The 12457-nt window shown below is 67.0% G+C and carries 14 protein-coding genes; 7 read left to right on the top strand and 7 right to left on the bottom strand.

All coding sequences use genetic code 11. The annotated features are described in order from the left end of the window. Nucleotides 1-53 precede the first annotated feature (53 nt). Nucleotides 54-593: a PEPxxWA-CTERM sorting domain-containing protein gene (locus Q4F19_RS01590; protein WP_303539388.1), complete on the bottom strand. Its 540-nt coding sequence runs from the start codon at nucleotides 591-593 to the stop codon at nucleotides 54-56. 178 nt (nucleotides 594-771) lie between these two features. Between Q4F19_RS01590 and Q4F19_RS01585 the strand changes: the two genes are divergently transcribed. Next, on the top strand, nucleotides 772-978 hold the full coding sequence (locus Q4F19_RS01585) for a hypothetical protein (protein ID WP_303539387.1): 207 nt from the start codon (nucleotides 772-774) through the stop codon (nucleotides 976-978). Between the two features lie 20 nt (nucleotides 979-998). Here Q4F19_RS01585 and Q4F19_RS01580 read toward each other — a convergent pair whose 3' ends face one another. Genes Q4F19_RS01580 through Q4F19_RS01570 form a run of 3 tightly spaced genes read right to left on the bottom strand, consistent with a single transcriptional unit; the run spans nucleotide 999 to nucleotide 3111 of the window. Further along, nucleotides 999-1814: an ATP-binding protein gene (locus Q4F19_RS01580; RefSeq protein WP_303539386.1), complete on the bottom strand. Its 816-nt coding sequence runs from the start codon at nucleotides 1812-1814 to the stop codon at nucleotides 999-1001. After that, nucleotides 1811-2287 (bottom strand): GNAT family N-acetyltransferase, encoded by a 477-nt coding sequence (locus Q4F19_RS01575; protein ID WP_303539385.1) that lies wholly within the window; start codon nucleotides 2285-2287, stop codon nucleotides 1811-1813. Before Q4F19_RS01575 ends, Q4F19_RS01580 begins: the two co-directional genes overlap by 4 nt. Further along, nucleotides 2284-3111 carry a DMT family transporter gene (locus Q4F19_RS01570; RefSeq protein ID WP_303539384.1) on the bottom strand — a complete coding sequence of 276 codons (828 nt, stop codon included), beginning with the start codon at nucleotides 3109-3111 and terminating at the stop codon, nucleotides 2284-2286. Before Q4F19_RS01570 ends, Q4F19_RS01575 begins: the two co-directional genes overlap by 4 nt. A gap of 190 nt (nucleotides 3112-3301) precedes the next feature. Here Q4F19_RS01570 and Q4F19_RS01565 point away from each other — a divergent pair, with 190 nt between their 5' ends. After that, nucleotides 3302-4555 carry a sugar MFS transporter gene (locus Q4F19_RS01565; RefSeq protein ID WP_303539383.1) on the top strand — a complete coding sequence of 418 codons (1254 nt, stop codon included), beginning with the start codon at nucleotides 3302-3304 and terminating at the stop codon, nucleotides 4553-4555. An 8-nt stretch (nucleotides 4556-4563) separates the two neighbouring features. Then, a complete protein-coding gene (locus Q4F19_RS01560; RefSeq protein WP_303539382.1) occupies nucleotides 4564-5910 on the top strand; it encodes a carbohydrate porin in 1347 nt (448 codons plus the stop codon). A 118-nt stretch (nucleotides 5911-6028) separates the two neighbouring features. On the opposite strand, the gene ispG is transcribed toward Q4F19_RS01560, so the two are convergent. Continuing rightward, on the bottom strand, nucleotides 6029-7162 hold the full coding sequence (gene ispG, locus Q4F19_RS01555) for a flavodoxin-dependent (E)-4-hydroxy-3-methylbut-2-enyl-diphosphate synthase (RefSeq protein WP_303539381.1): 1134 nt from the start codon (nucleotides 7160-7162) through the stop codon (nucleotides 6029-6031). Nucleotides 7163-7287: 125 nt separating this feature from the next. Between ispG and Q4F19_RS01550 the strand changes: the two genes are divergently transcribed. Genes Q4F19_RS01550 through Q4F19_RS01535 form a run of 4 tightly spaced genes read left to right on the top strand, consistent with a single transcriptional unit; the run spans nucleotide 7288 to nucleotide 10788 of the window. Next, nucleotides 7288-8493: an acyltransferase family protein gene (locus tag Q4F19_RS01550; protein WP_303539380.1), complete on the top strand. Its 1206-nt coding sequence runs from the start codon at nucleotides 7288-7290 to the stop codon at nucleotides 8491-8493. Continuing rightward, nucleotides 8490-9407: an isoaspartyl peptidase/L-asparaginase family protein gene (locus Q4F19_RS01545; protein WP_303539379.1), complete on the top strand. Its 918-nt coding sequence runs from the start codon at nucleotides 8490-8492 to the stop codon at nucleotides 9405-9407. Before Q4F19_RS01550 ends, Q4F19_RS01545 begins: the two co-directional genes overlap by 4 nt. A 5-nt stretch (nucleotides 9408-9412) precedes the next feature. Beyond that, a complete protein-coding gene (locus tag Q4F19_RS01540; protein ID WP_303539378.1) occupies nucleotides 9413-10336 on the top strand; it encodes a S1/P1 nuclease in 924 nt (307 codons plus the stop codon). Beyond that, nucleotides 10336-10788, top strand: a complete 453-nt coding sequence (locus tag Q4F19_RS01535; RefSeq protein WP_303539377.1) for a hypothetical protein — start codon at nucleotides 10336-10338, stop codon at nucleotides 10786-10788. The genes Q4F19_RS01540 and Q4F19_RS01535 overlap by 1 nt, the downstream gene beginning before the upstream one ends. Nucleotides 10789-10912: 124 nt before the next feature. Here the strand turns inward: Q4F19_RS01535 and Q4F19_RS01530 are convergent, their stop codons facing one another. Continuing rightward, nucleotides 10913-11551, bottom strand: a complete 639-nt coding sequence (locus Q4F19_RS01530; RefSeq protein ID WP_303539376.1) for an LON peptidase substrate-binding domain-containing protein — start codon at nucleotides 11549-11551, stop codon at nucleotides 10913-10915. Next, nucleotides 11548-12444 (bottom strand): tetratricopeptide repeat protein, encoded by an 897-nt coding sequence (locus Q4F19_RS01525; protein ID WP_303539928.1) that lies wholly within the window; start codon nucleotides 12442-12444, stop codon nucleotides 11548-11550. Before Q4F19_RS01525 ends, Q4F19_RS01530 begins: the two co-directional genes overlap by 4 nt. Between the last annotated feature and the right edge of the window lie 13 nt (nucleotides 12445-12457).

Genomic DNA, 12457 nt, shown 5'->3' with positions numbered 1-12457 from the left:
AGGGCTAGGGGTGGTCGATCGAGGGTGATGGGCAACCGATGCTCTCACCCGCATCACGCGAAGCGGACAACCGCCCCGCGCCGACGCCGCAGCGTCGCGCCGACCATCCCCATCCCGCCGACCATCATCACCCACGTCATCGGCTCTGGCACCGCCGAATTGGCGGCAGCGATGCTGATCGTCCCGACGACGTCGCCCGAAAAGCCGTACAGATCGGTCGTCCCGGCCAGGAAGCTCGGCGCCTCCACCGATCCGCTGTACAATTGCGTCCCGAAATAGCTGATCGTCACGAAATCGGCGGTGCTGAACGCGCCGCCCGCGAGCTGATCGAAGAACAGCAGGTCCACGGGGCTGGCAGGGGCCGGCGAATAAGCCGGATCGGCGGTGATCGCGACATTGGCGATCCTGAAATAGGAGAAGCCCGGCGCGGCTTCGAACGCGGCCGGGACCGGATTGCTGTCGATCGTGAACGAGTAAGCCGGCTGCGACACGCCGCTGCCGTCGAACAGGTCGACCGAAAACAGATAGGAGGCCGCGGTCGCTGGCGCGGCGAAGGCAAACAGGGCGGCCAGCGCCAGGAGGATCTTGCGCATAGTTCTCGCTTCGGGTCATCGGCAGGCGTTGCGCCCGCTCTTCCCGCTCGCGTTAACCTTCTAATGCGTCAGGCTCGTTGCATCGGGCGATACGAACGCCAGCAACGAAATCTCACGATCGGTTGGGAAGCCAGCCAAGCGGCCTTCGTTCTACGGTCACAGCAAACGAAAGGCCGTCATGCGAAACACCGAAGATCGTCGCCCGAACGTGAAAACCTATGTCTCGCGTCCCGCGCTCGGCGTCGTTGCCTTGCTCCTCGCGATCGTCGCGATCATCGTTCTGATCAACCGGTCGGAGCAGCTTCAGCTACGCCCCGCCTCGGGCGCCGCGCACGCAATCTCCCGCGCAGCGGCCACGCCACCCGCCGATACCGGGCAACGTTAAGCTCCAATGGCGGGCAGGTGCTAAAGCCGCCTGCCCTGCCGCCCGGCGAGTTCGACCACATATTGCCAGGCGACCCGCCCCGAGCGATGCCCCCGCGTGGTCGCCCAAGCGATCGCCTCCTGCGGCTCGAACTGCAGCCAATGCGCGGCGGCATAGCCCGCGACCATCGCCACATAGGTCGGCTGGTCGACGACATGGAAACCGAGGCTCAGCCCGAAGCGGTCGGCCAGAGCGAGCTTGTCGTCGGCCACGTCGCGCGGATTGATCGCGCCGTCCTGCTCGCTGATGTGCCGCTCGACGATGTGCCGACGATTCGCGGTCACGAGCAGCCGCGCATTGCCCGGTCGCGCTTCGGCCCCGCCTTCGAGCAGCGAGCGCAAGCGCCGCGGTCCGGCGTCGCCGTCGGCGAAGCCGAGATCGTCGATGAAGATCGCGAAGGCGCGGTTCACGCCGGCAATCCGGTCGAACAAGGGCGGCAGCGCATCCAGCCCGTCCCCGGCTACCTCGATCAAGGCCAGCGCGCCGCCCTCGGCTTGCACCTGGCCGACCGCGGCCTTCACCAGCGCCGACTTGCCCGTGCCGCGCGCGCCCCACAGCAACACGTCATGCGCCGGCAGCCCATCCGCGAGCCGCTGCAGATTGTCGGTCAGCTGCGCCTTCTGTGGATCGATCCCTTCCAGCAGAGCGAGCGGCAGCGGCGCGAAATCGCGCGCGGCGACCAGCGCGCCGTCGCGCCATACATAAGCGGGCGAAGCCGAAGGATCGGCCGACGCGGGCGGCGGCGGCGCGATTCGCTCCAGCGCCTCGGCGATGCGGGTGAGCAGGAGGTCGTTCATGCCGCCAGCGCCCGGATCGCGGCTTCGTCGAGCCGCCACGGCTGCCAGCCCGATTGCGGCCGCCCGCCGATCGCCCGGTAGAAGTCCATCGCGCTCTCGTTCCAGTCGAGCACCGCCCAGTCGATCCGCGGGCAATCACGCGCGGCGGCCTCCTGCGCCAGCGCGCGGAACAGCGCCTTGCCCGCACCCGTGCCGCGCGCGCGCTCGTCGATCACCAGATCCTCCAAATAGATGCCCAGCCGCCCGGTCCAGGTCGAGTAATTAAGGAACCAGACCGCGATCCCGACGATCGCGCCGCTTGCCTCGGCGACATGCGCGAACACCTGCGGATCGTCCGCGAACAAGGTTGCGTGCAGCGACGCCTCTGTCGCCTCCACCGCATCGGGCTGCCGCTCATAGGTCGCCAGGTGGCGGATCAGCCGGAGAATATCCGGCACGTCGCCCGGCGCCGCGCGCCGCACGGCGACGCTCACAACGAGACCTCGGCCGCCATCGGCTCGGCCGCCTTGGAGAAAGCCGCGATAAGGCATCCGGTGACGATCAGCGCCGCGCCCGCGAGCACTGTCGTGGTCAGCGCCTCGCCGAAAATCAAAGCGCCAAAGATCGCCGACCAGACGAAGGCTGTATATTCCACCGGGATCAACGTCTTCGCCTCCGCACGTCCATAAGCCCAGGCGAGCAGGAACACCGACGCCTGCGCCAGCACCGCTCCCAGGACGATCATCGGCCAGTGCGACAGCGCAGGGAAAGGCGCAAGCCACGGCGCGAGTGGAAGCAGCCACAACAGCGTCGTCGCATTTTGGAAGAAGGTGATCTCGACCGGGCCCGCCGCCTGCGCCTGGCGCCGGAGCAACGTCAGCCCATAGCCATAGACCGTAGCGGCGCCGAGGATCGCCAGCCCGCCGCCCACCGCGGCGCGATCGACCGAGCCCGTCAGCCGCCCCGCGATGAGCACCCCCACCCCCGCGAGCCCGAGCAACGAAGCGAGGATCGTGTGCATCCCAATCTTCTCGCCCAGCAGCACCGACGAGCAATATAGTGCCACTAGCGGCGAGATGAACGAGAGCGCGATCCCCTCCGCCATGGGCAGTTTGGTCAGCCCGTAGAAATAGCCGATCGCCGAGATGGCGGTCACCGCGCCGCGCTTCACGTGCAGGATCATGACCGGCCGCGCCGGCCATGCAGCGCCGCGCGCCAGCAGCAGGATCCCGGTCATCGGCAGTGCCGCGGTCACCCGCCACACCATCGCGCAATAGGCGCCGATCAGAAGCGACAGCCCCTTCATCACGGCGTCCATTTAGGTGAAGAGCGCGATGCCGACGCACGCTGCCGCGAACGGGATAGCGGGCGATTTCGTCTTGGACACTCGCACGTTCCTGAAATTCACTCGCGAGCGAGCCGTAAATCACGGACCGGCCGTTACGGCAATGGAACCGTCGGTCGCCGGACCGGTTGTGCATGCCACATTGCTAACAAGGGCAGCATTCATGACCTATTCCCGGGACGCTGCGAAGTCCGGATCACGCTCCCTCGTCGTTCTCGTCATCGCCCTGTTCTTCATCTGGGGTGGGGCGACGAGCCTCAACGATATCCTGATTCCCAAGCTGAAGGGCCTGTACGCGCTCTCCTATCTGGAGGTGATGCTCACGCAGTTCGCGTTCTTCACCGCTTACTTCATCGTCTCGATTCCGGCCGGCAATCTGATCACCCGCATCGGCTATCTGAAGGGCATCGTCGTCGGCCTGGTCGTGACCGCGGCGGGCGCCTTGCTGTTCTGGCCGGCGGCGGGCTCGGGCATCTATGCAAGCTTTCTCGGCGCTCTGTTCGTGCTGGCCGCCGGCATCACGATCCTGCAGGTCGCGGCCAACCCGTTCATCGCCTCGCTCGGCGACGAGCGCACCGCGAGCAGCCGGCTCACCTTCGCACAGGCGTTCAATTCGCTCGGCACGACCGTCTGGCCTTATGTCGGCTCGAACATCATCCTCGCCGGGACGGTCGGCGCGGTCGATCCGACGACGCTGAGCGCCGCTGCGCTGCCCGCCTATCGCGTCCAGGAAAGCGCGATCATCGCGCATGTCTATGTCGGCATCGCGATCGTGCTCGCGGTCATCGCCTTGATCTTCTGGCTGCGCCGCAACGCCGTCGGCAACGAGCGCCCGGTCGCGGTCGGCTTCTTCGACAGCCTCGGCCTGCTGCGCGAGAAGCGCATCCTCTTCGGCGTCGTCGCCTTGTTTTGCTATGTCGGCGCCGAGGTGTCGATCGGCAGCCTGATGGTCAATTATCTCGGCCAGAAGGACGTGATGGGGCTGGATCCACGCGCGGCGGGCGAGCGGCTGTCTCTTTACTGGGGCGGCGCGATGATCGGCCGCTTCGTCGGCGCAGTTCTGCTCCGGCGCTTCGAGCCGGGCAAGCTGCTCGCCACCTTCTGCGTTGCGACGATCGCGCTCGTTCTGATCTCGATGCTGTCGAGCGGCGCGATTGCAGGCTGGTCGCTGCTGGCGGTCGGGCTTTTCAACTCGATCATGTTCCCGACGATCTTCTCGCTCGCGCTGGAAGGTCAGGGCAAGCGCACTGCCGAGGCGTCCGGCCTGCTCTGCATGGCGATCGTCGGCGGCGCGATCCTGCCGCTCGTCAGCGGCGGCATTGCCGACGTCACGAGCATCGCCACCGCGCTCGTCATTCCCATCATCTGCTATGTCGTCATCGGCATCTTCGGGGTCAGCAACCCGGCCAAAGGTTGAATTCCATCATGTCACTTTCAATCCGGGGCGCAGCCACGCTGCTGCTCTTCGCTGCCGCCTGCCCCGCCACCGCGCAGACAACCGATACGCCGCCCGACGCGAACCCGGCCGCCGCCGGGGCCGAAACGCAGCAGCAGGCCAAGCCCCCCACGACGCTGACCGGCGAATGGGGTGGCCTGCGCACGAAGCTGCGTGACGACGGCGTGGATCTGACCGCCGCTTATGTCAGCGAATTCGGCGCGAACGTCTCGGGCGGCGCGCGCAAGGACGCGACCGAGACGGGCCAGTTCGCGTTCGGCGCGACGCTGGACACCGCCAAGCTGGTCGGACTCGAGGGCGGCACTGTCCAGGCGACTGTCACGTTCCGCCGCGGCCACAATCTCACCGATCGCGCGGGCCTCGGCCTCCTCCAGCAGGCGCAGGAAGTCTATGGCCGCGGCCAGACGTGGCGGCTGACCGAGCTCTGGTATCAGCAGGACCTTGGCGGCGGCGTCGATATCAAGCTCGGCCGCCTGCCACAGGGCGCCGACTTCAACAGCTTCTCGTGCGACTTCATGAATCTGAGCTTCTGCGGCGCACCGGCCGGCAATCTCGCGGGCGATTACTGGTACAATTGGCCCGTCGCGCAGTGGGGCGCGCGCCTGCGGCTCAAGCATGACAGCTGGTATGTGATGGCCGGCGCCTACGAGAATAATCCGAACAATCTCGACAATGCTTTTTTCGTCTCGCGCGGCGGCGCGACCGGCGTGCTTGCGACGGCGGAGACGGGCTGGACCCCGCGCCTCGGCGCCAGCGGCCTGCCCGGCAGCTACCGGATCGGCGGCTGGTACAACACGTCCAACGCGGACGACGTCCTGCTCGGCGTCGATCGCCGGCCGAGCGCGGTCACGGGACTCGATCCGCTCCGCCGCGACGGTCGTTATGGTGGCTATATCCTGCTCCAGCAGCAGATCAGCGGCACTGCCACGGTCGACGCGAAGGGCCAGGCCAAGACCAAGCGCGGCCTCACGGTCTTCTTCAACGTCACCCAGACCGACCGTACCACCCAGCGCACCGACAATCAGGTCGCGCTCGGCCTGTTCGCGACCGGCCTGCTCGCGATCCGCCCGCAGGATGATATCGGCCTCGGCCTCGCCCGCACCAACGTCAACGGACGCGCCGTGCGCGGCGAACTGATCGCGGCGCCGGGCACGGAGGGCGCCAATTCGGAATATGCAGCCGAGCTCTTCTACAGCGCGCATCTGACGCCGTGGCTGATCCTGCGCCCGAACGTCCAGTGGGTGAAGGATCCGGGCGGCTATGCCGAGATGAAGGACGTCGTCGTGCTCGGCATGAAAAGCGCGATCACCTTCTAGACAGCAGTAAAGAACGGCTTCGAACCGTTCGTGCTGAGCCTGTCGAAGCACCGTTCTTCTTGGCCAAGCAAGAAGGACCGCCCTTCGACAGGCTCACGGCAAAAGGAGAAGAGAGTTTTTACTCTGCCGCAACGGCCTGTTCGGCGAGCGCAGCCTCGGCCGCCTCGATCTCGCGCGCCTTCGCCTCCACAAGCCGAACGATATGCTCGACCATGTCGGCATTCTCGACCGTGTGGTCGCTGACGCCCGACAGATAGACCATATGCTTGCCAGCCCCGCCGCCGGTCAGGCCGATGTCGGTCTCGCGCGCCTCGCCGGGGCCGTTGACGACGCAGCCGAGCACCGACAGGCTCATCGGCACGCGGATATGCTGGAGCCGGCTTTCGAGCGTCTCCACCGTGCGGATCACGTCGAAACCCTGCCGCGCGCAGGACGGGCAGGAGACGACGCGCACGCCGCGCTGGCGCAGGCCGAGCGCCTTCAGCATCTCGAAGCCGACGCGCACTTCCTCCTCGGGCTCGGCCGAAAGCGAGACGCGGATCGTGTCGCCGATCCCCGCCCACAGCAGATTGCCCATGCCGATCGAGGATTTGACCGTCCCGCCGATCAGCCCGCCCGCCTCGGTGATGCCGAGATGCAGCGGGCAATCGACCGCGTCGGCGAGCTGCATATAGGCGGAGACGGCGAGGAACACGTCCGACGCCTTCACCGCCACCTTATATTCGTGGAAATCCTGATCCTGCAGCAGCTTGATATGATCCAGCGCGCTCTCGACCAGAGCTTCCGGGCACGGCTCGCCATATTTTTCGAGCAGGTCGCGCTCGAGGCTGCCGGCGTTGACGCCGATCCGGATCGAACAGCCATTGGCCTTCGCCGCGCGCACGACTTCGGCGACGCGCGCGCTCGATCCGATATTGCCCGGGTTGATCCGCAGGCAGGCCGCGCCCGCGTCCGCGGCTTCCAAGGCGCGCTTATAGTGAAAGTGAATATCGGCCACGATCGGGATCTTCGAAGCGCGTACGATCAGCGGCATCGCCGCGGTCGAGGCTTCGTCCGGGCACGAGACGCGGATGATGTCCGCGCCGGCTTCCTCGCAACGCCGGATCTGATCGATCGTCGCCGCCGCATCCTCGGTCGGCGTATTGGTCATCGTCTGCACGGTGATCGGCGCGTCGCCGCCGACCGGCACCTTGCCGACCATGATCTGACGGGACTTGCGGCGGGCTATATCGCGCCAGGGACGAACGGACATCTTATCTCACACTCTGTTCGCCCGGGCCTATAGCGCATCCCGCGTCCCCGAAGCACCCCCTGCGTCACCGATCCGTTGCGCGGGCGGTTGACGCGGGCGCGCCCGCGCAACAGGACGCGGCGCACGTGCCCCAGATCGCCCCCGCCCCCGATCCCGCGGCATCGTCCGCGACGGCCCTTCAGGGCGAGCGGCATTACGGCATGGACTGGCTGCGCATCGGCGCGTTCCAGCTGCTGATCCTCTATCATATCGGCATGGTCTTCGTGCCGTGGGAATGGCACGTCTCCGCCGACGAGGCGGTGCCCTGGGCGGTGCTGCCGATGGTCGCGATCAATGCGTGGCGGCTCACCCTGCTCTTCACCGTCTCTGGCTTCGCGAGCGCGGCGATGCTCGCCCGCCGCCCCGCGCTCCCGCCTTTCGTCCGCAACCGCGTCCTGCGCCTCGGCATCCCCCTGCTGTTCGGCATGATCGTCGTCACGCCGATCCAGCCCTGGATCCAGCTGACCACGCAACGCGGCTACGGCCACGGTTTCGGCTATTTCTACCTGCACGATTATTATCGCTTCGCGATGTTCCGCGGCATGCCCCTGCCCGCTTGGCAGCATCTGTGGTTCGTCTTCTATCTGCTCGTCTACACGTTGCTGCTCGCCGCGCTGCGGATGCTGCCGCCGGGCGTGCGCGCGCGGCTGCGCCGGGGCGTCGAGCGCATACTCTGGGGTCCGCTCCTGCTGCTGCTCCCCATCGCGATCGGCATCGTCGTCCGCCTCGAATGGATGTCGGCGGCGGAGGACAATCACAATTTCCTTGGCGACTGGGTCGCGCATATCCGCCATTTCCCCGCTTTCCTGTTCGGCTATCTGCTCTATGCGTCGCCCAACTTCTGGCGCACGCTCCGGCGCGGCTGGCCGCTGATCGCAGCGGTCGCCCTGGCTTCCACCGTCCTCGAAGTCTGGATCGCGTGGGATTATCCGATGACCCGGCCGATCACCTCGAGCATGCGCGCGCTCTATCAGGCCGCGCGCGTCGTGCAGGGCTGGAGCGCGATCCTCGCCCTGATCGGGATTGCCGATCATTATTGGAACCGCGATCTGCCCTGGCGCGCGACGCTCGTCGAGGCGGTCTTTCCCTTCTACATCATCCACCAGACGATCATCATCCTTGTCGGCTGGCTGCTGCTCGGCAGCGGCATCACCAATGGGCTGCGCCTGCTCGTCCTGATCGCCACGACGATGATCGGCTGCTGGCTCTTCTACCTCGTCGGGCGCCGCATCCCCGCGCTGCGGCCGCTGATCGGGCTAAGACCCATCACCACCGGAAAGGCCGACCCATGAGCCGATGGACGCTCGTCATCCACGGAGGATCCGGATCGATGACCCGGGGCAAGCTCCCCGAAACCGAGGATGCCGGCGGCCGCGCCGGGCTCGAGGCGGCGCTGGCGGCGGGCGCGGCCCTGCTTGATGCCGGCGGCAGTGCGCTCGATGCGGTCGAAGCGGCGGTCAAGACGCTCGAGGATGATCCCCATTTCAACGCCGGGCGCGGCGCGGTCTTCTCGTGGGATGGCGCCAACGAGCTCGATGCCGCGATCATGGACGGCACGACGCGCGCCGCGGGCGCGGTCAGCGCGGTCACCGCCACGCGCCACCCCGTCTCGCTCGCGCGCAAGGTGATGGAGGATGGCCGCCACGTTTTGCTCTCCGGCGCGGGCGCGGACGCCTTCAGCCGTGAAGCCGGGCTCGAACAGGCCCGACCCGACTGGTTCGCTTTGCCCGAACGGCGCCGCCAGCTCGACGAGATCAAAGCCGGCGGCGGCTTCGATTCGGGGATGAAATACGGGACGGTCGGTGCGGTCGCGGTGGACATAGACGGCCATGTCGCCGCCGCCACCTCGACCGGCGGGCTCACCGCCAAGCGCTGGGGCCGGATCGGCGACAGTCCGCTGATCGGCGCCGGCACCTATGCCGACGATCGCGCCTGCGCGACATCCTGCACCGGATCGGGCGAGATCTTCATCCGCGCCGTCGCCGCGCACGAAATCGCGGCGCGCGTGCGCCTGGGTGGCGTCGAGCCGATCGACGCCGCCGCCGCCGTCGTGATCGAAATCGGCGAGATGGGCGGCAAGGGCGGCGTCATCACCGTCGCGCCCGATGGCACGGGTGGCTGGGCTTTCAACACGCCGGGCATGTATCGCGGCATCCAGCGATCGGGTGATGTGCCCCGAGTCGCCATCTACGCAGACGAGGATTGATGCGAATGATCCGGCGCTTCCTGATGATATTGGCCGGGCTTTCCGCCTTCGGCGCCTCGCCCGCCGCCGCCTTCTGGGAATATGGCCACGAGACGATCGCGACGATAGCCATGTCGCAGGTCCAGCCGCGCACGCGCGCCAGCATCGAGTGGCTGCTCAAGCGCCAGGCTGCGCTGGAGACACCGACCTGCCCGGCGAAGACGATCGAGGAGGCCTCGATCTGGCCCGATTGCATCAAGCCGCTCGGCGATCGCTTCGCCTATGTCTATGACTGGCACTATCAGAATCTCGACGTCTGCGTGCCGTTCGACATCAAGGCCAATTGCATCGACGGCAATTGCGTCTCGGCGCAGATCCCGCGCGCGCAGCGGATGCTCGCCGATCGCAAGCTGCCGGTGCGCGATCGCCTGATGGCGCTCGCCTTCCTCGTCCACTTCATGGGCGACATCCACCAGCCGCTCCATGTCGGCGAGGCGCGCGATCTCGGCGGCAATCAAACCCGCGTCAGCTATGGCGCGATCGGTGGACGGACCAACATCCATTCGATCTGGGACGGCCTGCTCGCCGATCGCGGCATCTCCACGCCCCCCGCGGGTCCGCGCGGTCTGCTGTCCGAGGCGACGCCCGAGGCGCTCCGCCAGATGGCGCAGGGTTCGGTCGAGGATTGGGTGCGCGAGAGCTGGACGATCGCGAAGGAGAAGATCTACCCGACCGCCGCCGGCGACATCTGCTCCCGCGCGCCCGGCGCCAAGATCACCGGCAAACTCGACAATGACGCAATCGTCGGGCTGATCCCGGTAATGCGCCAACAGGTGCTGAAAGGCGGCATCCGCCTCGCCCACATGCTCGACGAAGCGCTGGACGGCGATCACCCCGAAGTCGCGCATCCGCCCAAGCCGCAAAGCATCGCACCGGCTCCGGCCGCCTGATGCGCTATTTCCTCGATACCGAATTTGACGGCTTTGGCGGCCCCCTGCTCAGCCTCGGCCTCGCCGCCGAGCATGGCGACAACGATTATTATGTCGTCATTCCCTATGATCATGAGCCCACCGAATGGGTCGCGCGCCATGTCGTGCCCTATCTGAAAAGCGTGCCGCAGACGCTCTACAACCAACTCGATCGCGAGGCTGCGGCGCACGATCTCGCCGCCTATCTCTCGGCCGACGACGATCCCGAGATCGTCGCCGACTGGCCCGAGGACATCGCGCTGTTTTGTCGGCTGATGCTGATCGGCGACCGCGAGATCGCCGACATCTCCAACGTCCGCTTCCGCTTCCTGCGCACGCCCGGCTTCTCGACCGCGCGCAACAGCGCCGTTCCGCACAATGCGCTCCACGATGCGCGCGCCCTCAGGGACTTCGTGCTGTCGACGGAGGGGTAATCGAGATTTCACAATCCGGCTCATCCTGAGGAGCCGTTGAGCTTGTCGAAATGGCGTTTCGAAGGATCCTTCGAGACGGGGCTTCGCCTTCACTCAGTCCGTCCTCAGGATGAGCGGTAAGGCATTACTGCAGCGTCGGTGCCTCGCCCGCATCCAGCCCGAAGAAGCGCAGGAACTCGACGAGCATGTCCGCCCGTTCCACCAGCGACGAGGCCTCCAGCAACGCCTGCTTCGACGCGACGTCGAACGGCACGACCTGCGAGATGCCGCTGACCAGCGCCTCGTCGTCCAGCCGGCCGACTTCCTCCCACTCGATATCGAAGCCCTGCGTCTCGGCGAAGCGGCGCGCCTCGATCTCCACCTCGGCGCGGATCACGCTCGGCAGCGGCTCGGGATCGTCGGCATCGCCCTCGAACGCGACGAGATCGGCCTCGATCTGCCGAAAGGGCGTCGAGACGTCCATCTCGCGCAGCAGGCGGAAACGCGTCACGCCTTCCAGCACGAGGTTGAAGCGCCCGTCCGGTACCGCCTCGACCTGCGCGATGCGCCCGACGCAGCCGATCTCGAACAAAGCCGGCGCCTCGGACTCGGTCGCGGTCGGCAGCGGCTGGATCATCGCGATCCGCCGATCGCGCGCCAGCGCGTCGCTGACCATCGCCCGATAGCGCGGCTCGAAGATATGCAGCGGCAGGAAAGCGCGCGGCAGCAGCAGCGCTCCCGGCAGCGGAAAGATGGTGAGCCGGGTGCCGGTGCGCGTCGTCATCCGAACAGAACGGCCGAAAGCCTACGACGTTGCTGCGACACCCACGGATCTTCGAGACCCGTCGCCTCGAACAGGGTGAGCAGCCGCTTGCGCGCGGCTGCCTCGTTCCAGGCGCGGTCCAGTTCGATCGATCCGAGCAGCATGTCGGCAGCCGCATCGCGGTCCCCCGCCGCCATCAGCGCGCCGGCAAGCTCGTAGCGGGCATTCTGATCCTCGGGGCTCGCCGTGACCTTCGCCTGCAAGGCTTCGATCTCGCCGACCGGACCCGTCTCTGCCGCCAGCGCGACCGCGGCGCGCGCGCGAGAAACCGCCGCATCCTTGGCCTTGTCCGCCGGCAGCGCGTCGAGCGCGGCTGCGGCTTCCTCGACGCGCCCGGCCACCAGCAGCGCACGCGCGAGGCCCGCGACGACTTCCGGATCCTCAGGCGCCATGTCCAGCACCTGCGTGAAGATCGAGATGGCGCGCTCGGCGTCGCCGGTGGCGAGCACCTCCTCGCCCATCGCGATCAGAGGCGCGATATCCTGGTGCAGCGCATCCTCCGGTCCCTCGATCGGCAACTGACGCAGAATCTGGTCGAGGATCTGCGTGATCTGGCCTTCGGTCCGCGCATTGGTCAGGTCGGCGACGGGCTGGCCCTGGAAGATCGCATAGACGGTCGGAATCGATTTAACGCGGAATTGCGAGGCGATGAACTTGTTCTGGTCGACATCGACCTTGGCGAGCACCACGCCCTTGCCCGCATAGGCCGCCGCGACCTTCTCGAGCAAAGGGGTCAGCTGCTTGCAGGGGCCGCACCATTCGGCCCAGAAGTCGAGGATCACGAGCGCATTCATCGATGGCTCGATCACGTCGCGCTGGAACGCCTCGACCGACTCCTTGTCCGCCGCGCTCATTCCCAGGGTCGCC

This window comes from Sphingomonas natans (assembly GCF_030546695.1).
GTDB lineage: Bacteria > Pseudomonadota > Alphaproteobacteria > Sphingomonadales > Sphingomonadaceae > Sphingomonas_I > Sphingomonas_I natans.
Note: the sequence above shows the minus strand (reverse complement) of the source record. Positions and strands in the feature narration are given on the sequence as shown.